20 protein-coding genes, 1 tRNA gene and 1 pseudogene are annotated in these 20,797 nt (G+C 70.7%); 14 read left to right on the top strand and 8 right to left on the bottom strand.

Annotated features, from left to right (window positions below):
• Positions 1 to 100: 100 nt before the first annotated feature.
• From ACTWPP_RS00995 to ACTWPP_RS00980, 4 genes are all read left to right on the top strand, one after another.
• On the top strand, positions 101 to 2,230 hold the full coding sequence (locus ACTWPP_RS00995; protein WP_443102094.1) for an MMPL family transporter: 2,130 nt from the start codon (positions 101 to 103) through the stop codon (positions 2,228 to 2,230).
• Between the two features lie 163 nt (positions 2,231 to 2,393).
• Entirely contained in the window at positions 2,394 to 3,218 is an 825-nt protein-coding gene (locus tag ACTWPP_RS00990) for an S-methyl-5'-thioadenosine phosphorylase (protein ID WP_443102093.1), read from the top strand.
• Complete coding sequence (locus ACTWPP_RS00985) at positions 3,215 to 3,850, top strand: SAF domain-containing protein (protein WP_443102092.1); 636 nt, start codon at positions 3,215 to 3,217, stop codon at positions 3,848 to 3,850. The genes ACTWPP_RS00990 and ACTWPP_RS00985 overlap by 4 nt, the downstream gene beginning before the upstream one ends.
• Positions 3,851 to 4,039: 189 nt before the next feature.
• Positions 4,040 to 4,453: an MscL family protein gene (locus ACTWPP_RS00980; protein WP_443102091.1), complete on the top strand. Its 414-nt coding sequence runs from the start codon at positions 4,040 to 4,042 to the stop codon at positions 4,451 to 4,453.
• 173 nt (positions 4,454 to 4,626) lie between these two features.
• Here ACTWPP_RS00980 and ACTWPP_RS00975 read toward each other — a convergent pair whose 3' ends face one another.
• A complete protein-coding gene (locus ACTWPP_RS00975) occupies positions 4,627 to 5,658 on the bottom strand; it encodes a D-alanyl-D-alanine carboxypeptidase family protein (protein ID WP_443102090.1) in 1,032 nt (343 codons plus the stop codon).
• A gap of 672 nt (positions 5,659 to 6,330) precedes the next feature.
• On the opposite strand from ACTWPP_RS00975, the gene ACTWPP_RS00970 reads away from it, so the two are divergent.
• Positions 6,331 to 6,403: transfer RNA gene (locus ACTWPP_RS00970), tRNA-Arg, on the top strand.
• A 556-nt stretch (positions 6,404 to 6,959) separates the two neighbouring features.
• On the opposite strand, the gene ACTWPP_RS00965 is transcribed toward ACTWPP_RS00970, so the two are convergent.
• Positions 6,960 to 7,529: a TetR/AcrR family transcriptional regulator gene (locus ACTWPP_RS00965; RefSeq protein ID WP_443102089.1), complete on the bottom strand. Its 570-nt coding sequence runs from the start codon at positions 7,527 to 7,529 to the stop codon at positions 6,960 to 6,962.
• A 92-nt stretch (positions 7,530 to 7,621) separates the two neighbouring features.
• Here ACTWPP_RS00965 and ACTWPP_RS00960 point away from each other — a divergent pair, with 92 nt between their 5' ends.
• Entirely contained in the window at positions 7,622 to 8,083 is a 462-nt protein-coding gene (locus ACTWPP_RS00960; protein WP_443102088.1) for a nuclear transport factor 2 family protein, read from the top strand.
• A gap of 226 nt (positions 8,084 to 8,309) precedes the next feature.
• On the opposite strand, the gene ACTWPP_RS00955 is transcribed toward ACTWPP_RS00960, so the two are convergent.
• Positions 8,310 to 8,894, bottom strand: a complete 585-nt coding sequence (locus ACTWPP_RS00955; RefSeq protein ID WP_443102087.1) for a CGNR zinc finger domain-containing protein — start codon at positions 8,892 to 8,894, stop codon at positions 8,310 to 8,312.
• 144 nt (positions 8,895 to 9,038) lie between these two features.
• Here ACTWPP_RS00955 and ACTWPP_RS00950 point away from each other — a divergent pair, with 144 nt between their 5' ends.
• The 4 genes from ACTWPP_RS00950 to ACTWPP_RS00935 all read left to right on the top strand — a co-directional run bounded on the left by ACTWPP_RS00950 (position 9,039) and on the right by ACTWPP_RS00935 (position 11,839).
• Positions 9,039 to 9,521, top strand: coding sequence for a VOC family protein (locus ACTWPP_RS00950; RefSeq protein WP_443102086.1), 483 nt, complete (start codon positions 9,039 to 9,041; stop codon positions 9,519 to 9,521).
• Between the two features lie 67 nt (positions 9,522 to 9,588).
• Complete coding sequence (locus ACTWPP_RS00945; RefSeq protein ID WP_443102085.1) at positions 9,589 to 10,479, top strand: pyridoxamine 5'-phosphate oxidase family protein; 891 nt, start codon at positions 9,589 to 9,591, stop codon at positions 10,477 to 10,479.
• A gap of 2 nt (positions 10,480 to 10,481) precedes the next feature.
• The gene (locus tag ACTWPP_RS00940) at positions 10,482 to 10,679 is read left to right on the top strand and encodes a ferredoxin (RefSeq protein WP_443102084.1); all 198 of its coding nucleotides are present in this window, start codon (positions 10,482 to 10,484) and stop codon (positions 10,677 to 10,679) included.
• Complete coding sequence (locus ACTWPP_RS00935) at positions 10,676 to 11,839, top strand: NAD(P)/FAD-dependent oxidoreductase (protein ID WP_443102083.1); 1,164 nt, start codon at positions 10,676 to 10,678, stop codon at positions 11,837 to 11,839. The genes ACTWPP_RS00940 and ACTWPP_RS00935 overlap by 4 nt, the downstream gene beginning before the upstream one ends.
• Before the next feature lie 20 nt (positions 11,840 to 11,859).
• On the opposite strand, the gene ACTWPP_RS00930 is transcribed toward ACTWPP_RS00935, so the two are convergent.
• Both ACTWPP_RS00930 and ACTWPP_RS00925 read right to left on the bottom strand, forming a co-directional pair.
• Complete coding sequence (locus tag ACTWPP_RS00930; protein ID WP_443102082.1) at positions 11,860 to 12,477, bottom strand: NAD(P)H-dependent oxidoreductase; 618 nt, start codon at positions 12,475 to 12,477, stop codon at positions 11,860 to 11,862.
• Entirely contained in the window at positions 12,474 to 13,535 is a 1,062-nt protein-coding gene (locus tag ACTWPP_RS00925) for an LLM class flavin-dependent oxidoreductase (RefSeq protein WP_443102081.1), read from the bottom strand. The genes ACTWPP_RS00930 and ACTWPP_RS00925 overlap by 4 nt, the downstream gene beginning before the upstream one ends.
• A 91-nt stretch (positions 13,536 to 13,626) precedes the next feature.
• Between ACTWPP_RS00925 and ACTWPP_RS00920 the strand changes: the two genes are divergently transcribed.
• Complete coding sequence (locus tag ACTWPP_RS00920; RefSeq protein ID WP_443102080.1) at positions 13,627 to 14,088, top strand: MarR family winged helix-turn-helix transcriptional regulator; 462 nt, start codon at positions 13,627 to 13,629, stop codon at positions 14,086 to 14,088.
• A gap of 236 nt (positions 14,089 to 14,324) precedes the next feature.
• A complete protein-coding gene (locus ACTWPP_RS00915) occupies positions 14,325 to 17,000 on the top strand; it encodes a cellulose binding domain-containing protein (protein ID WP_443102079.1) in 2,676 nt (891 codons plus the stop codon).
• Between the two features lie 141 nt (positions 17,001 to 17,141).
• On the opposite strand, the gene ACTWPP_RS00910 is transcribed toward ACTWPP_RS00915, so the two are convergent.
• On the bottom strand, positions 17,142 to 18,032 hold the full coding sequence (locus ACTWPP_RS00910; RefSeq protein WP_443102078.1) for a chitinase: 891 nt from the start codon (positions 18,030 to 18,032) through the stop codon (positions 17,142 to 17,144).
• Positions 18,029 to 18,550 carry a lytic polysaccharide monooxygenase auxiliary activity family 9 protein gene (locus tag ACTWPP_RS00905; protein ID WP_443102077.1) on the bottom strand — a complete coding sequence of 174 codons (522 nt, stop codon included), beginning with the start codon at positions 18,548 to 18,550 and terminating at the stop codon, positions 18,029 to 18,031. Before ACTWPP_RS00905 ends, ACTWPP_RS00910 begins: the two co-directional genes overlap by 4 nt.
• Positions 18,551 to 18,896: 346 nt before the next feature.
• Between ACTWPP_RS00905 and ACTWPP_RS00900 the strand changes: the two are divergent.
• Both ACTWPP_RS00900 and ACTWPP_RS00895 read left to right on the top strand, forming a co-directional pair.
• Positions 18,897 to 19,298 (top strand): annotated as a pseudogene (locus ACTWPP_RS00900) (putative glycolipid-binding domain-containing protein); the annotation flags it as partial.
• Positions 19,299 to 19,358: 60 nt separating this feature from the next.
• Positions 19,359 to 19,523 (top strand): YchJ family metal-binding protein, encoded by a 165-nt coding sequence (locus tag ACTWPP_RS00895; protein WP_443102076.1) that lies wholly within the window; start codon positions 19,359 to 19,361, stop codon positions 19,521 to 19,523.
• Between the two features lie 58 nt (positions 19,524 to 19,581).
• Here the strand turns inward: ACTWPP_RS00895 and ACTWPP_RS00890 are convergent, their stop codons facing one another.
• Positions 19,582 to 20,736: an MFS transporter gene (locus ACTWPP_RS00890; RefSeq protein ID WP_443102075.1), complete on the bottom strand. Its 1,155-nt coding sequence runs from the start codon at positions 20,734 to 20,736 to the stop codon at positions 19,582 to 19,584.
• Positions 20,737 to 20,797 lie beyond the last annotated feature (61 nt).

Raw genomic sequence — 20,797 nt, 5'->3', positions numbered from 1 at the left:
GCAGAAATCTCGCGATAGTACTTGACATGCGTCTCGGCAATCGAGACATTCACCTAAGACGCGACATATCTCGATTGTCAGAATGCACAGGAGAGGAACCATGAGCACACAGAGCCCGGCTCCCCCCCGGACGTGGGCCCATCGTCTGGCCGGACTGATCGCCGGCAGGCGCACCAAATGGGCGGTCCTGGCCCTGTGGGTCATCTTGATCGTCGCCCTCGGGCCACTGGCCGGCAGGCTCGGCGACGTCGAGAAGAACGACGCGGCGTCGTGGCTGCCCGCCGGAGCGGAATCGACCCAGGTCGTCGAACTGGAAGAACAGTTCCGCAAGGACGAGACGATGCTCGCGGTCGTCGTCTACGAGCGCGCCGGGGGAATCACCGCCGCGGACCGCACCAAGGCCACCTCGGACGTCTCCGCGTTGCAGAACCTGCCCGGCGCAGAGAAGGTACAGGGGCCGATCCCGTCCGAGGACGGGAAAGCGCTACAGACCCTCGTGCCCCTCACAGATGTGGACGTGACCGCCGCCGTCGACGAGGCGCGCGAACTCGCCAAGCGCGGACCTCCCGGACTGACCGCGCACGTCACCGGACCCGCCGGAAGCGGCGCCGACCAGTTCGAGGTCTTCGAGACCATCGACGGGTTCCTGCTCATGGCCGCGGGCTCCGTCGTCATCGTCCTGCTGCTCATCATCTACCGCAGCCCGATGCTCTGGTTCGTCCCGGTCCTGAGCGCCCTCTTCGCCCTCGGGCTGGCCCAGTCATTGGTGTACCTGCTGGCCAAATACGGGGACCTGACCGTCAACGGCCAGAGCGCCGGAATCCTGACCGTCCTCGTCTTCGGCGTCGCCACCGACTACGCACTGCTGCTCGTCGCCCGATATCGGGAGGAACTGCACCGGCACGAGGACCGGCACGAGGCCATGGCCTACGCGCTGCACCGTGCCGGACCGGCCATCATCGCCTCCGCCGCCACCGTCGCGGTCGGCCTGCTGTGCCTGCTGCTCGCCGAGATGAACTCCACCGCCGGGATGGGTCCCGTGGCCGCCGCGGGCGTCCTGACCGCCCTCGCGGCGATGACGACACTCCTGCCGGCGCTCCTCGTCATCTGCGGACGGTGGCTGTTCTGGCCGCTGATCCCCCGCTACGACGTCAAGTACCTGAAGCCGGAGGCGTACGAGGCGGAACACGGCATCTGGAGCCGAGTCGCCAATCTCATCAGCAAGCGCCCGCGCGCGCTCTGGGCCGCCACCATGCTCGGCCTGATCGTCCTCAGCCTCGGCCTGGGCACGCTCAAGGCCGACGGCCTCTCGGACGCGGGGATGTTCACCGGACGGCCCGACTCCGTCCAGGGCACGGAGGTCGTCGCCCGGCACTACCCCGCCGGCTCCGGCTCCCCGGCCGTCGTCATCGGCTCCGCGACGGCGTCCGACAAGATCGCCGAAACCGTCCGCGGCACGCCCGGCGTCGCCCAGGTCGGCGCACCGGCCACAACGAACGGCCTGGTCAAGTACGAGGCGACGCTGAAGGACCCGGCCGACAGCGAGGCCGCCCGCGCGACCATCGACCGGCTGCGCGCCGCCGTGCACGACGTCCCGTCCGCGAACGCCAAGGTCGGCGGCACCACCGCGACGTCCCTGGACATCCAGCGGGCCTCCGCCCGCGACAACAAGGTGATCATCCCGATCGTGCTGGGCGTGGTGTTCCTGATCCTCGTCGCGCTGCTGCGCGCCCTCATCGCGCCGCTGCTGATGATGGGCACCGTGGTGCTGTCGTTCCTCGCCTCGCTCGGCGCCTGCGCGGTGATCTTCGAGTACGGGTTCGGGTTCGAGGGAACCGACGCCGGCTTCCCGCTGCTGGCCTTCATCTTCCTGGTCGCGCTGGGCGTCGACTACAACATCTTCCTGATGCACCGCGTCCGGGAGGAATCGCAGGCGCTCGGCACCCGCCGCGGCATCAAACGCGGCCTCACCGTCACCGGCGGTGTGATCACCTCGGCCGGCCTGGTCCTGGCGGCGACGTTCGCCTCCATGGTCACGCTGCCGCTGGTGTTCATGGTCGAGATGGGCTTCGCGGTCGCGTTCGGGGTGCTGCTCGACACCCTCATCGTCCGGTCCCTGCTGCTTCCCGCCCTGTCGTACGACATCGGGCGGCGGATCTGGGCACCGGGCCGCCTCGCCGAGCGGGAGCCGGCCGCCGACCCGCCCAAGGTGCTCGACCCGGTCGGCTGACGCCACCAGGCCCCCGGCTCCGGGCCGGGACGGGGAAGGGGAAGGGGCCCGGCTTCGGCCGGGCCCCTTCTTCCGGGGGCTTCCGGCACTTCCGGACGCCGAGTTATCCACAATCGGCGGACGGCCTCCCGGGCGCCGGCGCGGGGTGGCTAATGTCGGCGCCATGTCCACTCAGCCTTCCGCCCCAGCCGCCGCCGAGATCGGGGTCATCGGCGGCTCCGGGTTCTACTCGTTCCTCCACGACGTCGAGGAGGTGCGGGTCGAAACCCCGTACGGACCCCCGAGCGACCCCATCACCGTCGGCGAGCTCGCGGGACGCCGCGTCGCGTTCGTCCCCCGGCACGGCCGCGACCACCGCTTCCCGCCCCACAAGATCCCCTACCGGGCCAACATGTGGGCGCTGCGCTCACTCGGCGTCCGGCAGGTCCTGGCGCCGAGCGCGGTCGGCTCCCTCACCCCCGACCACGGCCCCGGCACGCTCGCCATCCCCGACCAGCTCGCCGACCGCACGTCCGGACGCGAGCAGACCTACTACGAGGCCGGCGCCGCCGTGCACGTGTCGTTCTCCGACCCGTACTGCCCGGCGGGCCGCCACGCCACCGTGGAATCCGCGCGGGCGGCCGGCTGGGCCCCCGTCGACCGCGGCACCCTCGTCGTCATCGAGGGGCCGCGCTTCTCGACCCGGGCCGAGTCCCAGTGGTTCGCCTCCCAGGGCTGGACGCTCATCGGGATGACCGGCCACCCCGAGGCCGTCCTCGCCCGCGAACTCGCCCTCTGCTACACCTCCCTGTGCCTCGTCACCGACCTCGACGCGGGCATCGAGGAGGGCGAGGGCGTCACCATGGAGGAGGTGCTCCGCGTCTTCGGCGAGAACATCGACCGGCTCCGCACCCTCGTGGCCGACGTCGTCAAGACGCTGCCCACCGAACGCGCCTGCCCCTGCCCGAACGTCCTGGACGGCATGAAGCTCCCCCTGGAACTGCCGTGAACGCCCGCTTAGCCCGGCTGCGACGGCCGCTGGCGGCGTTGTTCGCCGCGGCCGCCGCCGGCCTCGCCCTCATGGCGCTGCGGCCCGGCCCGCCACCGTCCGTCCGCGTCCTCGCCGCCGCCCGCGACCTGCCCGCCGGGACGACCCTCACTCCGCCCGACCTGCACCATGTGAACCTGCCGCCGGCCGCCGTCCCGTCCGGCACCCTCCGCTCCGGCACCGGCCGCCTCCTCGCCGCCCCCATGCGCGAAGACGAGCCCCTTACCGACACCCGCGTCGTCGGCGACGGCCTGCTCCGCGCCTACGGCCGCGGCACGGTCGCCACCCCGGTCCGCATAGCCGACGCCGAGGCCGTCCGCCTCCTCGACCCGGGCGACCACATCGACGTCCTGACCGCCCCGGCGCCCCTGCCCGCCTTGCCCGACGCCACCGCAGGCCCCCCACGAGACGCCGCCCAGGTCGTGGTGTCATCGGTCCCCGTCATAACGATCCCCGCCCCCAACGAAGCCGGCAGCCGACACGGCGCCCTGATAGTCCTCGCAACCAACAGATCCCAAGCCCTCGCCCTGGCCGCCGCCACCGCCCCCTTATCCCTAACGATCAACCCCGCCCAACACGACCACACCCCCTGACCGCCACTCCGCAACCGAAGAGCCCCACGAACGGCACACTCCACACACCAACACCCCCTTCACGTACGTGTGCGTAAGGGATGATCCGGACCTGGATTGGCATGTCATAGGAGGTTTCGTTACGATCCGTAGCCGTTCCTGCGCTCCCGTTTCACAGGGAGGCGCACTCCCGACACCCCCGGAGCCGGCATGAGTGGTTTCAAGAAGTTCCTCCTACGCGGGAACCTCGTCGAACTCGCGGTCGCATTCGTCGTCGGAGCCGCGTTCGCGGGCCTGGTGAAGGACTTCGCGAGTTCCTTCATCACGCCGCTGATCGCGCTGATCGGCGGCGAGCCCGACTACACGGGCCTGGCCGTGACGATCAACGGGACCAAGTTCCCGTACGGCGTTTTCGTGACGTCGGCGATCGCGTTCGCCATCACGGCGGCGATCGTCTACTTCTTCGTGGTGTTGCCGACGACCAAGCTGATCGAGCGAATGGACCGGGGCAAGGAGGCCACCGAGCGCGAGTGCCCGCAGTGCCTCAGCGACATCCCGCTGAAGGCCCGCCGCTGCCGCTACTGCACCGCCGAGGTCGTCCCCACTGCCGAGGCCCCCTACTAGACCCGCCCCACCGCCCTCCCTACACCGCACAGCCTCGGCCGGCGTTGCCCTCGGCAGGTGCAGCTCGGCCCGGTTGCCCTCCGGCGGTGTCACCCGCCCGCGGTGTTGCCGTCGGGCGGTGTTGGCCTCGGCTCGGGTTGGTGTCGAGTGGTGTTTGAGGGCAGCGCGGGCGGTTATTCGTTCTCGGCGCCGAACTCCCAGTGCCAGGGCTCGAAGGGGCTGCTGTAGGCCCACGCCGGGTGGATCCATCCGAACTTCCCGGCGTTGGCCTCCATCCAGTTGAACTGGACGGAGCCCGAGTTCTGCACACCGCCGCACAGGTCGAGCGCCTGGCCCTTCCCGTGGTTGCTCGTCCCGGGGACGGCCGCGAAACCGGGCCTCCGCGCGTAGACCGAGTGCTGCTCCGACAGGCTCCGGTACGCGTCCGTGACGCACATGTCGCGGCCGAACCGGCGCTTGTAGGAGGCGTTCAGCTTGTAGAAGCCGAGGGCCGCGTCCGCCCGCAGCTTGTGCCCCTTCTGCGGCAGGGCGCAGAGGTACTTCGCCGGGATCAGCCCGTTGGGGAACTGCTTGGCGTCGGCGGCGAGGCTCTCGTCGCATTTGAGTTGCAGCCGCTTCAGCCGGCTCACCGCCAGCTTGTCGAGCATCGTGTTGAGCTGCTCGGTGAGCTGCGCCGACTTGCTCTTCAGCCCGTTCACCTCCTGCTGGAGGCGGGTCTGCTCGACCGCGTTGCGCGACTGCAGTTCCTGAGCGGTCGACGCGAGCCGCTTCCGCCGCCCCTGCAGGTCGTCGGCACGGTCCACGAGCGCCTGCTGCGATTTGGCGAGCAACGTCACGTCCGCCGTCGAGCGGAGCGCCTGGCTCGGATCGCCGCCGCCGAAGATCGCCATGGACCCGACGGCCCCGCTCTGCTTGTACGAGGAGTTCGCCAGCCTGGCCAGCGGCTCACGGATCCGGTTCAGCTCGGCCTCGGCCACCGCGAGGTCCTTGAGGGTGCTCCGCAGCTTGACCTGCGAGGCGTCCAGATCCTTCTTTCGGCCCTTCATCTGCTTCGTGGCCTTCTCCAGCTCGGTGCGAGCCTTCGACGCCTCACGGCGCAACGACTCCAGGGTGTCGCCCTCGGCCGCGACGGCGGCGCCGTGCGGTGAGAGCGTCGTCATCACCAGGAAGACCGCGGTCAGCGCCGCCGACCGGGGGTACGGCACGGTGGTTTTCCTCCTGATGCCCGAATGCGGAACAGCGGCAGAACGGTACTACAGGTTCTACGATGACCTGTGCGTAATCGGTTCAGCGGCCACGGTCACCATCATCATGCCGCTCGCACCACCGGCGCATCCACCAGACGTCCTCCCACCCCGGTGGGCACGGCCTCTTCGTCGTGGTCTGCGTAGGTGACGGGGACGGCGACCCGGGCCGTCTCGTGCGCCGCGGTGTCGTCCTCGGAACGGGCGCCCGCTTCGGCGCCTTCGTCGCCACCTCCGGCTCCTGCTCGGGCGGCACGTACTCACCGTACGTCGGCTCACCCGCGGGGGTGGCCGGCGCCACCTTCTGCGCGGAGGCCCCCGCCGTCCCCGGCAGCTCCCCCGGCGCCTCCTCAGACCCGAACAGGACCAAGGTCGCCAGCACGACGGGCACCGCGAGAACACCGGCGGCAACGCCGATCCACTTACCCCGGGACGAACGCCCGTCCACCTCGTCTTCGGCAGTCCCGCCACTCGGCTGCCCGCGATGCCGACCCGTCACGGCACCGAAGCGTACCCACAGCGGCCCCACCTGGCCTAGGGTCCCGGGACGCCACATAAGAAGGAGCGCGCAACGCGTCCCTTCCCCTACCCTGTAGGTGCCGTCCGCTACGCTCTTGCCGCGCGCGACGACATGCCTCCGTAGCTCAGGGGATAGAGCACCGCTCTCCTAAAGCGGGTGTCGCAGGTTCGAATCCTGCCGGAGGCGCCCAGGTCAGAGGCCGGTTGCTGTATTGAGCGACCGGCTTTCGCGCTCTCTCGGCACTCCGATGGCCGATGAATGCCGGCTGTCCCCAGCGTCCGGCGTTACCCAGAGCGCTCCGGTGGCGCGGGACGATGCCCTATGGCTGAGGACTCGGCGTCCTTCGACTGGCGGGACCGAGCGGGGCGGGCGCCCCAGGTGGTGACGAACGGAATGGCCGGCCGTCCGCGGTGGGCCGGCGGCCGCCGCATCATGTGCCGCCGTCACCACGGGCGTTGGTCCCCGATACCGCTGCCCGTTGCGGACCGAAGGCGCGGTGTATGCACGGCGGCGGATGTCGTCACTCGATGGGCGCGGTCGACTCCGGCGCCGGGAACCCCCAGGCCGAAGCCTTCTTCGACCGCCTCTCAGTGCCCGCGCATGGGGTTGCGGGTTAGGCGTTCGCGGACCTGCGTCGGTGGCGCTTCGCTGCGCGTCGGCCCATGATCCGCTGCCTGAGCGGCCACTGTGGGGTCTCTGGAGTTGGAGAAGGCGATCAGGGGCCTAGGGCTGTGGAATCAGGTTAGGAAGTGGCGTCCAGCAGTGCTTTGGCGCCCTGCCGGGCATGATGAGCCGCCGCGGTGTCACCGTGGATTCCCGCCACCACGATGGCCCCCTCGGCCAGCAGATAGACCGGTTCGGTGACCCGTGGGTCAACGGTGGCGACCAACTCGGCGACCTGGTCATGGAACGCCTGCTTGTGCGATCGCACTTCGGCCGCGACCGCGGGGGACGACGACCCGAGTTCACCGTGGACGTTGGCCCATGCACATCCGCGGAAGCCGGGTTCGGCGAACCAGTCACCGAGCCAGTCGAACATCGCGAGGATGCGTTCCCGGGGGTCGGGCACCTGGTCCAGATGGGTCGCCAGGCTTCCTCGCCATCGACGGTCGCGGCGCCTCAGCATCGCGACGACGAGGGTCTCCTTCGTCGGGAAGATCCGGTAGATGCGTTTGAGGGGCAGACCCGACACGGTCCGCAGCTCGTCCATGCCGACTGCCTGGATGCCCCGCCGGTAGAAGAGCTTCTCCGCGACGTCCAGCAGCGCCTCTCGGTCCAGGACGGTCTGCTCCTCGGTGATCGCGGCCGGCATGGGCGCCTCCTTCCTTGACCTTGAGAACGACCGTTCCCTATCTTAGGGCGAGCCCGGTAGAGAACGGTCGTTCTCAATGTGAGGAGAGTGCGATGTCCGAGGATCGTCCCCCCTACCCGCCGTTCACCGAGGAGACCGCCCTGCAGAAGGTGCAGGCGGCCGAGGACGCGTGGAACACCCGCGACCCGCGGCGGGTGGCACTGGCCTACACCCCCGACTCGGTCTGGCGGAACCGAGACGTGTTCGTCACCGGCCGCGAGGAGATCGTCGCCTTCTTGACGTCGAAGTGGGAGCGGGAGCTCGACTACGCGCTGCGCAAGAGCCTGTGGGGGTTTCGCGGAAACCGGATCGCCGTCCGGTTCCAGTACGAATGGCACGACCACGACGGCCAGTGGTGGCGCAGCTACGGCAACGAACTGTGGGAGTTCGACGAGCGTGGACTGATGCGGCGCCGCGAAGCGAGCATCAACGATCTGCGGATCGACGAGACCGACCGGCGTATCCGCGGCACGCGTCCGGAAAGCGAGTACGGGAAGGTCATCCCGCTCCAATAGGGGTTGAGGGGAGGGCCGCCGGCCGGGATCGCGGTCGGTCGGCGCCGGCGGGCTCGGGCTGGGGGTGCTCGGCTCGGAAGCCGGTGACCGTTGCTTCGTCACCGTCTTCGGAAGTCGCGACGGGAGCTTGTGGCGGGAGGGTTCCGCGCCGCCGCTGTTCAGACTCCCGCGATGACCGTGCCGCTGGTCGCCGGATCAGTGTGCACGGTCACCGCGCGTCGTCCGCTCAACTGCTCGCGTGGCGCCGGTAGTGGCGCGCGACCCTGGCACGGTTGCCGCAGCCCGCCGAGCACCAGCCGCGCCGCGCGTGCGAACGGTAGTAGTAGAGCACGCAGCCGGGCCCGTAGCAGGCGCCGAGCCGGACCTCCGGCCGCTCGGACAGCAGCTCGCCGGCTTCGACTGCCAGGGCGACGAGTTCGCGTTCGAACCCGTCGACGCCGAACCGCCAGTCCCGGCGGAACTCCTGTTCGCCCTCCCGCCTCAGCTCGGGGGCGCACGGCGCGGTGAAGCCGTTCAGTGTCGCCAGGGCCCCATCGACCGCCAGACCCGCGTCCACGGCGGCCGGACGTTCGTCGTTCACCACGGTCGCGGCGAGCCGGCGTAGCGCATCGCGGAGTTCCCGGGCCCGGAGCAGGTCTTCTTCGCCGAGCGGGCCGGTGGGCTGGATCCCGCATTGCCGCGCCCACCGGTCCAGTTGCCCGACGGTCGTCAGGGCGTCGCGCACCCGCCCCTTGTCCGCCCAGATCGTGTTCATCAGGCGCACCGGCCGCGGCTCGGAGGGATACAGGTCGGGTACGTCGTCGGCCGCCATGGCCCCTCCCCCTCGCGTCGGTCCCGGCGCGGCCTGGAGCCCCACCGGTCCTTCCTAATGTATCAAGACTTGCTTTGCATTAGTGGAGGCTCTACGCTGCACCTAATGGCAACGAGCTGTCTAAACATTAGTCACCTGCCGAGGGTGACGGGACGCTTCGCCGACCTGGAGGGCACCATGAGCAACCCGGCGCTGAAGACCGGCCACGTCGCGCTGAACGTGACGGACCTGAACCGGTCGATCGAGTTCTACGAGAAGCTGTTCGACTTCGATGTCGTCGCCCGCTCGGACGCCGACCGGAAGTTCGCGCTCCTGGGCAAGGACGGCCGCGTGAGCATCGCCCTGTGGCAGCAGAGCGATGGCGGCTTCGACACCGGACTGCCCGGTCTGCACCACCTGTCGTTCGAGGTCCCGACCGTGGACGCCGTCCGCCGCGCCGAGCAGACGCTCAAGACGCTCGGCGTCGAGTTCGCCTATGACGGCATCGTCGCCCACGCCGAGGGGGCGGCCTCGGGGGGCGTCTTCTTCGCCGACCCCGACGGCGTCCGGCTCGAGATCTACGCGCCCAGCGGCGTCGACGGCGACAGCGCCCCCGTCCATGACGCGCCCACCTGCGGTTTTTTCTGAACACGCCGCACTGAGGCCCACCGGGCCCGGGGCCGCGCGCCCCGGGCCCTCCCGAAAGGAGAACCGGATGTTCCACCCAGGCGAAGTGGACGTCCAGCAACGCGCCGACGTGCACGCGGACGCACACGGCAGCGCCGGCGTCGGCGACACGATCCCCGACGTGGCCCGGGAGTTCCTGGCCGGTCAGCGGATGATCGTCGTGTCGGCCGAGCACCGGGGCTCGCCGTGGACCACGCTCCTGGCCGGCGAGCCGGGGTTCATCGCAGTCCCGGACGAGTCGACGCTCCACATCGATGCGGGCCTCCCCGAACTCGATCCGCTCGCCGGTGCGTTCACCGTCCCCACCGAGATCGGCATGCTCGCCATCGAGACCGAGACACGCCGCCGCATGCGCATCAACGGCCGGGCGCACCAGGCGGACGGCGGCCTGTCGGTGCGCGCCCACCAGGTCTACTCGAACTGCCCGAAGTACATCCAGACCCGCCGCGGCGACTCGGTGGGGCGGTCCGGACCCACGACGCGGACCGAGGGCTCGTCGCTCAACGACGCGCAGCTCGCGTGGGTCCGCGAGGCCGACACGTTCTTCGTCGGGACCAGCGCGCCCGGTCTCGGCGCGGACGCGTCCCACCGTGGCGGCAGCCCCGGGTTCCTCGACGCCGAGCCGCATCGCGTCAGCTGGCCGGACTACCTCGGGAACTCGATGTACATGACCTTCGGGAATCTGCTGCTCGACCCCCGGGCCTCCTTGCTGTTCATCGACTGGACGGCCGGGCGCACCCTGCACCTGAGCGGAACGGCCGCCGTCGACTGGGACCGCGACAGGGCCGCCCGCCGCCCGGGGGCCCAGCGTTTCGTCGACTTCGACATCGACCACGTGGTCCAGCTCGACAACCGCCTCGCTCTGCGGTGGCGGCTGGAGAAGCCGTCCCGATTCAACCCGCCCGCGAGAGGAACCTGACCATGCAGATCGACGTCGACCGGGCCGTCTGCGAGATCCACGCCCAATGCGTCTTCGCGGCACCCGATGTCTTCGAGCTGGACGAGGACGACGAGCTCGTCTACGACCCCTCGCCCGACGCCCGGCACGACGACGCCGTCCGCCAGGCGGCGCACGTCTGCCCCGTCCAGGCGATCCGGCTCGGGACACAGGGTCCATGACGACCCGGGCCATGAGGAACGTCGTCATCGTCGGCGCGGGCATGGCCGGCTTCAGCGCGGCGGCCGAACTCCGCCGGCAGGGGTGGGACGGACGGCTGGTGGTGATCGGTGCCGAGACGCACCGGCCCTACCGGCGTCCGCCCCTGTCCAAGGAGTACCTCCTGCAGGAGGCGCCGGCTTCGGTGCGGCTCCCGGACGCCGACGGCCTGGAGGCCGAGTGGCTTCTCGGCAGTCCCGCGACCGGCCTCGACGTCCGGCACAGGACCGTTCTGATCGGGGACCGGCGGGTCGCCTTCGACGGGCTGGTGATCGCGTCCGGGGTCGCGCCCCGTCCGGCCCCGCCGCATCTCGCCCACCCGGGCGTGCTCGTCCTCCGGACGGTCGGCGACGCCGTGGTGCTGCGGCGGCGCCTCGCCACGAGCCGGCACGTCCTCATCCTCGGAGCGGGTTTCCTCGGCAGCGAGATCGCCTCGGCCGCGACCTCGCTGGGCCGGTCGGTGACGCTGGTCGAGCGCGGGCCGCAGCCCATGGTCGGCGCGGTCGGCGACCGGATCGGCCGGCACGTGGCGGACCTGCATCGCGGCCATGGCGTCGACCTGCGGCTCGGCCGCGAGGTCACCGATCTCACCGTCACCCCCGGCGAGACCCGCGCGCGCTTGGATGACGGCTCCGTCGTCGCCCCCGATCTCGTGGTCGCGGCTCTGGGGGCACGCCCGGCGACGGGATGGCTGCGCGGGTCCGGGCTGGTCCTCGACGACGGCGTCGTCCTCGGCCACGACGGGCTCGCGGCCCCGGGCATCGCGGCCGCCGGAGACGTCGCCCGGTCTCCCCATCCGCTGCTCGATGGCAGGCTCGTCCGTGTCGAGCACTACAGCAACGCCGCCGACCAGGGCGCCCGTGCCGCCCGCGCCCTGCTGGGGACGCTCGGCCCCGACGCGCCCGCGCCGGTGCCCGCGTTCTGGTCCCACCTGTACGGCCGGCGGCTGCAATCCGTCGGCTTCACCGGCTCGGATCTCGAATACCGCACCGTCGACGAGGACCCGTCCGGTCACATTCTCGGAGAGTACCGCCGCAACGGCCGCCTGGTCGGGGCGATCACCACCGGAAGCGTCCGCGCCCTCCCGCGATACCGCCGCCGCCTGGCGACCGGGACAGGGTGAGACGGTGACCCGCTCGGCGGTCAAGCATCCGGCGTTGTTCGCGTACCCGTCGCGCGGGCTCTGAGGAGGTCCACCACGTCGGTGAGACCCATTTGGATGCGCCCATGGACGCGGGGATTGAGCAGAACCGTGCCATCGAAGTCTCCCGCGGACGCGAAGAACGCGACGGGCACGGTCAACGCCTGGAAGAAGGCGAAGAGGGGCCGCACGGCGTGCTCCAGGACGAGCGCGTGCCGGTCACCTCCGCCTGTCGCGGCCAGGAGGACGGGCTTGTTGGCGAGCGCGTACTGGTCGACGAGATCGAAGAAGTGCTTGAACATGCCGGGGTAGGAACCGTGGAACACCGGTGTCGCCGCCACCAGGAGGTCGGCTTCCTCGGCGAGCCGGATGGCGGCTTCGACGTCGGGCGTGACGTCGTCGCGCTCGATCGCTCCGGTGAACCCCGGGCCCAGGCGGTACACGTCGATCCGGGACGTCTCAATGGGGAGCATCCCTGCCAGCGTGTCGAGGACGGCGTCGACGAGACCCATGGTCTTGGACGGCCGGCTTGGGCTGCCGTTGACGACGACGACGCGCAGGGCCGCGCCGGCCATGCGCGCGGCCGGTTCCGCATCGATGGCCGCCGGGGCGGTGGTCATGCCGCCCTCCTCTCAAGTGCGGCGACCTCACGGCGCACGACCGGTGCCACCTCGGTGCCGAGCCGCTCGATCGCCTCCAGGTGCTCCTGCTGCGGAAGCCCGCCGAAACCCATCTGGATCATGGCGCGGTTCAGGCCGTAGAGCTCGTGGTAGGCGAGCAGCTTTTCGATGATCTCTTGTGAGCTGCCGACCAGCAGACCGGACCCCGGCGACGACTGCGCGTCGAATGCGGCCCGGGAGAGAAGGAACCCCTTGCCCCGCTGGTGGTTGTTCTCCGCCATGCCCCTCGCGAAGTAGGGGTACATGACATCTCTCGCCTGCCGGCTGGTGCGCCCGACGTACCCGTGCGCGTTGATGCTGATCGGCAGGGCGGCCGCGTCGTGTCCCGCCTCCGCGGCGGACTCCCGGTAGAGCCCGACGGTCTGCTCGTGGAAGGTCATCGGCCCCAGCAGCAGGGCCAGCGCCATTGGCAGGCCGAGCCGGCCGGTGCTGACGGCGGACGCAGGCGATCCGCCGACCCCCACCCAGATCGGGAGCGTGGCGCCGTCGGCGCGGGGCGCGATGTCGGCGTCGACCAAGGGCGCGCGGAAGTCTCCCTCCCAGGTGAGCGGGTTCTGCTCGCGGATCTTGAGCAGCAGATCGAGCTTCTCGCGGAAGAGGTCGGCATAGTCGCGCAGGTCGTATCCGAAGAGGGGGAAGGATTCGGTGTAGGAGCCGCGTCCCGCGATGATCTCGGCTCGGCCGCGCGACAGCAGGTCGATCGTGGCGAACTGCTCCCAGACGCGGACGGGGTCCTCCGAGCCGAGCACGGTGACGGCGCTCGTCAGGCGGATGCTCTTCGTCTGTTCCGCCGCGGCCGCCAGCAGGATGGCCGGTGCCGATCCGACGAAGTCGGTGCGATGGTGCTCACCGACGCCGAACACATCGAGCCCAACCTCGTCGGCGACTCTCGCTTGCTCGATCGTTTCGCGGACGCGCCGCCGCGGGGACGGGAGCGCTCCGGTGGCGGGATCCTCCGTGAGCTCACCGAACGTCATGATTCCGATCTCGAATGCCATGTGCTCGCCTCGATCGCCTCAGTGAGTTGATGTGTCATCTCAAGGTAGGCGACGTTGAGTTGATGCGTCAACTCGCAGGTAGGATGACTTCATGGGGCAGCAGCGATTGACCGAACGCGAACTCCACGCCTGGCGGACGTCCATGCAGATGATGGAGTTGCTACGGGCGCGCATCGAGCAGCAGCTCCAGGCCGGCAGCGGCCTGTCCAACGCCGACTACACCGTGCTCGTGCTGCTGTCGGAGGCTCCCGGCAGGCGGATGCGCGCCTACGAGCTCGCGCGGGTGGCCGACTGGGAGAAGAGCCGCATGCACCACCAGATCACCCGGATGTGCAACCGGGGCCTCCTCGCCCGGGAACGGTGCGGCTCGCGTGGCATGGAGGCGGTGGTCACGGAGAAGGGCCTGGCGGCGCTCAAGGACGCCGCGCCCGGCCACCTGCAGGAGGTCCGGCGCCTGTTCATCGACCGTCTCACCCCCGAAGAGCTCGACCAGTTCGCCGGCATCGCCGCAAAGATCCTCGACAACCTGCAAGCAGACCAGCCGTCCCTCTAGCCGCTCCTGTCCGAGCCATCGGCCCGGTGTCCGGACGGCCCGGACGATCCGGGAGGGGGCGCTTCCCCGTCCGCCGTCCGGCTTCGATCCAGTCGTTTCCCGGTGGTCGGCGCCCGGTCTTTCATGCGGTGCGGGACGTTCGGGCCGGTGAGGCGGCCGTCCCGTGAAAGACGTTGACGTGTCGAAGCGCTTCGATCAGCCTCCTGGTCACCGGGACCACGAGGAGGTTCGAGCCCATGCGAAGATCATTCACCGGGGCCGTGGCGAGTGCGCTGGCGGCGCTGGCGCTCGTCGCCGGCCTGGTGGCGGGGGTGGCGGCGGCCACGCCCCGTCCGGCGTCGGCGGCCGCGGACTACACCTGGAAGAACGCGGCGATCGGCGGGGGCGGATTCGTGCCCGGGATCGTCTTCAGCCGCAAGGAGAAGGACCTCGTCTACGCCCGCACCGACATCGGCGGGGCCTACCGTTGGGATCCGCCGGCCGGACGGTGGGTTCCGCTGCTGGACTGGGTCGGCTGGGACCGGTGGGGGTACAACGGCGTGATCAGCCTGGCCGCCGACCCGGTGGACGCGGACCGGGTGTACGCGGCGGCCGGGATGTACACCAACGACTGGGACCCCAACAACGGCGCGGTGCTGCGTTCGGCCGACCGGGGCCGGACGTGGCAGGTCGCGGAGCTGCCGTTCAAGCTGGGCGGCAACATGCCGGGCCGGGGCATGGGCGAACGGCTCGCGGTCGATCCCAACGACAACGACGTGCTGTACCTGGGAACGCCCGAGGGCAACGGCCTGTGGCGGAGCACCGATCAGGGCGTGACCTGGTCGGAGGTGAGCAGCTTCCCCAACCCCGGCGACTACTCCGACGATCCGGGCGACACCACCGGTTACGGCAGCCACCGGCCGGGCGTCGTCTGGGTGACGTTCGACGAGAGCACCGGGACGGCGGGCAGTCCCACCCGGACGATCTACGTGGGGGTGGCGGACAAGGAGAACACCGTCTACCGCAGCACCGACGCGGGCGTGACGTGGGAGCGCGTGCCCGGGCAGCCCACCGGTTACATCGCGCACAAGGGCGTGCTGGACGCGGCCGGCCATGTGCTCTACATAGCGACCAGTGACACGGCGGGCCCGTACAACGGGGCCAAGGGCGACGTGTGGAAGCTCGACACGCAGTCCGGGGCGTGGACGCAGATCAGCCCCGTGCCGTCCAGCAGCTCCGACGACTACTTCGGATACAGCGGCCTGACCATCGACCGCCAGGACCCCGGGACCCTGATGGTCGCGGCGCAGATCTCCTGGTGGCCCGACACGATCATGTGGCGGAGCACCGACGGCGGCGCGACCTGGACTCGCATCTGGGACTGGACGAGCTATCCGAACCGCAGTTTCCGCTATACCCAGGACATCTCCTCGGTGCCGTGGCTCACCTTCGGAGCCGCCCCCTCGCCACCGGAGGTCGCCCCGAAGCTCGGCTGGATGAACGAGTCGGTGGAGATCGATCCGTTCGACTCCGACCGGCTGATGTACGGGACGGGCGCGACGATCTACGGGACCGAGGACCTCACCCGGTGGGACACGGGTGACAAGATCACGATCAGGCCGATGGTGACGGGGCTGGAGGAGACCGCCGTCCTCGACCTGATCAGCCCGCCGTCCGGCGCGCCGCTGATCAGCGGGCTCGGCGACATCGGCGGGTTCCGGCACACCGATCTCGGCGCCGTCCCGTCAACGATGTTCACGCAGCCGGTCTTCACGAGCACGACCAGCCTCGACTACGCCGAGGCCAACCCGGGCGTGATCGTGCGGGCGGGCGACTTCACCGACGCCGACCGCCCGAACGACAGTCACGTGGCGTTCTCGACCGACGGCGGGGCCAACTGGTTCCAGGGGACCGAGCCCGGCGGCGTCAACAACGGCGGCACGGTCGCGGCCGCGGCGGACGGCGGCCGTTTCGTGTGGGCGCCCGGGGACGGCGGACAGCCCGTCGTCCACTCGGCCGGATTCGGCAATACCTGGAGCCGGTCGTCCGGCGTGCCCGCGAACGCGATCGTCGAGTCGGACCGGGTGAACGCCGGCAAGTTCTACGCGGTGTCGGGAGGCACGTTCTACGTCAGCACCGACGGCGGGCAGTCGTTCTCGGCGACGGCGGCGTCCGGGCTGCCGTCCAGTGGCGTCCATTTCAAGGCGATGCCGGGCAGGGAGGGCGACATCTGGCTCGCGGGCGACACCGGACTGTTCCACTCGACCGACTCGGGCGCGACCTTCGCCAAGGTCCCGGACGTCTCCTCGGCGGTGAACGTCGGGGCGGGCAAGGCGGCCCCTGGCGCGAGCTACCCGGCGCTCTACCTGATGGGGACGGTCGACGGGGTGACCGGGCTGTTCCGGTCGAACGACGCGGGCGGAACCTGGACGCGCATCAACGACGACCAGCACCAGTACGGCAACGCCGGTGAGGCCCTCACCGGCGATCCCCGGGTCTACGGCCGTGTCTACCTCGGCACGAACGGCCGGGGCGTCATCTACGGCGACACGTCCGAGACCACGCCGACGAGCCCTCCGACCACGGGTGAGCCACCGACGACGCAGCCGCCGACGAGCCCTCCGCCGTCCTCTGAGGCCACCTGCACGGCCGCCTATGAGACGACGGGATCGTGGCAGGGCGGCTTCCAGGGTGAGGTCACCGTCGAGAACACCGGGACGGCCCCGATCACGGCATGGCGGGTCTCCTGGACGTTCGGCGGCGGCCAGACCGTCGCGCAGTCCTGGGGAGCCGGGGTGACGCAGGACGGCGCGGAGCTAACCGCGGCGAACGAGTCGTGGAACGGGACGCTGGCGGCCGGGGCCACCACGACGTTCGGCCTCATCGGCACCGGCACGGCCGAGACCGTCACCCCGGCCTGCACCGGCGGGTGACACCGGAGGCGGGGCGGGCACCGTGCTCCCGCCCCGTCTTGCGCTGAGCGGGGACGTCCTCCGCCCGGATGCGGGTCGACCCGCGCCCGCGGAGCGGCCGGGCGCGGGTCGAGGATCGCGGTCGGTCGGGTGATGGGTTCCTCAGCAGGTCAGATTGCCGCCGGCCGGCACGCCGAGGAGCTGGGTGAACTGCCGGTAGGCGTTCACCCGGCTCTGCACCTGGGCCGGGTTCCGGCCGTCGCATTCCAGGCTGCCGTTGATGCTGCGGATCGTCTCGCCGAAGCCGCGGCCGTTGACCATCGCGCTGTGGCCGGTCATGGTTCCCGGGCCGCTCTGGGTCATCCAGTACCAGAGCGCGCTCTTCCATGAGACCGCCGCGTTCTGCTCCACCAGCCACGGGTTGTTGAGCAGGTCGATGCCCAGGGCATCGCCCGCCGCCTTGTAATTGAAGTTCCAGCTCAGCTGGATGGGGCCGCGCCCGTAGTAGGCCGCCTGCCCGGCGGGGCAGCCGTAAGGCCGGCCCCAGTCGCAGTAGTGCGGGTAGTTACCGGTGTTCTGCTCGACGATGTGGACGAGCCCACCGGTCTCGTGGTTGACGTTGGCCAGGAATGCGGCCGCCTCCTGTTTCCTCGTCGTGTCGCTGCCGGTGTTGGCGAACGCGGGGAAGGAGGCCATGGCCGCGGTCAGGCCACTGTAGGTGTAGAACGAGTTGCGGCCCGGGAACATCTGCTGGAACTGCGCCTGGCTCACCACGAAGCCGCCGGGGTTCCCGGGGTCGCCCGGGCCGTCGCAGGTGTGCGGGTCCCAGAACCAGTGGCTGATCACGGGGTCGTAGCCCGGGTTCTCGTGTACGGCGATGTAGTAGTTGCCGTCGGTGTACCTGACGACGCTGCCCACCGGGTACCACTGCCCGGCCACCCAGTCGGGGGCGGAGCAGGCCGCCGCGGCGGTGGCCGGCTGCGGGACGGCGAACAGGGTCGTGACCGCGAGCAGGGCGGCGCCGAGAAGCGTCAGGACGCGCCGCGATATCACCGCACGTCCACGTCGACGCAGGCGTAGAAGGCGTTGGCGGTGTCGGCGATGTTCCAGATCGCCAGCACCTTCTGCCTGCCGGACACACCGCCGAGGTTGACCGTGTGGGACACGCTGGCGGGCGGCTGCTGGTCGTGGCCGTCGACCACGGCGACGCGCCTGCCGCCGACGTAGTACTCGTAGTTGAGCGTGCGGTGCCGGGCGGTGAACGTCCAGGTGAAGGTCACCGTGTTGCCGACGGGCGTGACCCGCCAGCCCTTGCCGTCGTCGTCGAGTTCGCGGAACCGCGCGTTTCCGCCGCTGCAGCTGCGCAGGCCCTTCGGCCCTTCGACGCTCTGCGGCTCCCACTGGATGGCACCGCACTGGACGATGCGTTGTGCGCACTGAGCCTGGCGGCTCATCGGCGCCGAGACGTAGCCGTGGGCGTAGGCGGTGGACGCCGGCATGATCACGGCGACCAGGGGGGCGATTCCGAGGCCCGCCGCGATGGCGGCGAGCTTGCGTCTGGTGTTCTTCATGCGGGGATTCCTCGTGTTCGGGGTGGTCAGGTCGTCGACGCGCCGCGTACACCGGGGTGATGGAGGGGAGCGAGGCATGGGAGCTCCATCTGATAGGAAACTTTCCTATCAACTAAGAGAAACGGTAACCCCGCGTCCGGTAACGGACAAGGCTTCGGGCGGACGGCCGATTCACGCGCGACATGACCAGCGCAGGCCGGAAACCGAACCACCATTTCAGGTCCAGAACTTTGTCAATTATTTGAGTGCGGAGCATGGGCCATTAGCAGTTTTCGCCCAATCGCCCCGGGCTCGCGAGGCCGGTCCCGCGTAGCAGGCGCTCCTTAGCTGGAAGAATGACGGATGGCGCACGCGCAGCGCCCAGGTCGCACACGTGCTTGACGGAGGTCCCGGCGAGGTCGCGGTCCAGCGGGCCGAGCACGGCCGATGGCTGGTCGACGGCGACCACGTTCCCGGGCTTGATGGCTGCCTCGACGTCGATCTGGAGTCGTCCGCGATGACGAACGCGCTGCCCGTCCACCGGCTGGGCATGGCCGTCGGCGGGACGGCGGAGGTGCCGGCCGTCTATGTGCGGGCCGCTGATCTGACCGTCGGCCGCCTGGAGCAGACCTACTCGCGGCGGACCGATACCGCCGGACGTCAGTGCTACGACTACGCGGCCCCGGCGTTCGACTTCACGGCCCGGCTCGTGTACGACGAAGCGGGTTTCGTCGTCGAGTACCCCGGTCTCGCCGTCCGCCGCGCCTGACATTTGCGCCGGCGGCGTCAGGGCGGCTCCTGGGCCGCCGGTCGCCGCGAGCCGGGGCGGGTGCGGCTGGAAATCGTCCGGGAGGAGGGCGGCGGGCCCGGGGACGACAAGGGGACGGTCGAGTTCCGCGCCCATTTCCTGGAGGGTTCGGCGCCCGGGGAATTGCACGAGGTCAGCCGGTTCGTCAGGCATGACGGCGACTGGGTTTACGTCCGGGCAAAGTGAGCTGACTTTCCGGCCGGTGCGCGGGGCGGCCCTTTCGGAAATGGCCGGGGATGCGTGGTCAGGACGCCGGTGCCGTTCTGAGCCGCCATCCGCAGCGGGCGAGGAGGGTCAGCAGCAGGACGGGGGCGACGAAGACGGCGGCGCGCAGGGTGGTGAGGTCGGCGAGCGTCCCGAGGGCGAGCGGTGCGATGCCGATCGCGACGCCGGACGCGAGGGCGCAGCGGGCGGCGGCCCGGCCGGGACGGGACGGCCACGCGGCCAGCGCCTGCGCGAGGATGACCGGGTAGAGCAGCGCGACGCCGAGCCCGACGACGAGCAGCCCGGCGACCGTGAAGGGTGCGGGCGCCGTCCACATGATCGCGAATCCGGCGACGCCGACGAGGGCGGCCCCGGCGAGCAGCCGGTCGGGGCGTCCCGCCGCCCGGACGACGGGCCCGGACATGATCCGCCCGACCGCCATGCCGAGCAGGAACGCCGCCGAGAACGTCGTCGCGGCGCCCGAGCCGAGGTCCTTGACGGAGCGGAGGAAGTCCGCCGCCCAGAACACCATGCAGAATTCGACGCCGACGGCGAGGACGAGGTCGAGCCACCGGCTCACGAAGGGGCGCGGGGCCCGTTCCCCCGCCGCGGGCACGGTGTCCTCGGCGGCGACCGGCGCCACGGCCCGCCGCGTGAGCAGGAGGACGGCGGCCAGCGCCAGCGGCGGGACGGCGAACGCGAACCGCCATCCGAGCCCGTGGGCGAGCGCGGCGCCGATCAGGACCGGGGACAGCACGGACGCGGTGCTCGCGACGGCGTTCGCCTCGCCGATCGGGACCGCCCCGTCCCCGCCGTGCAGGGCTCTCAGCCCGGCCGGGATGAGCTGGACGAGGCCCGCGCCGCCGAGGCCGAGGACCAGCGCGCCGATCCCCGTCCCGAGCCGCCCGCCGGCGGCGGCGATGATCCCGGCGCCGCCGGCCAGCGCGGCCAGGGCCGCGGGCAGTGCGAGCCGCCCGAGGCGTTCGGCGAGCCGGTGCCCGGTGAACCCGATGACGACGAGCCCGAGCGCGAACGCCGACGGGTACAGGGCGACCTCGGCGCGCGGGAGCCCGCGCTCCTCGCGCAGCTCGGGGAGGATCGCGCCGAGCGCCGTGAGCAGGTAGCCGAGGCAGCCGAACGTCGCGTACAGGCCGAAGGTCGAGGATGTTCGGCGCAGTGCCGCCGTCTCGGTCATGCGCACCCCTCCGTATTATGCTCGTGCAACGAGGATAATCGGAACCGGCCAGGATGTCACC

This window comes from Actinomadura sp. 3N407 (assembly GCF_052245875.1).
Lineage (GTDB): Bacteria > Actinomycetota > Actinomycetes > Streptosporangiales > Streptosporangiaceae > Spirillospora.
Note: the sequence above shows the minus strand (reverse complement) of the source record. Positions and strands in the feature narration are given on the sequence as shown.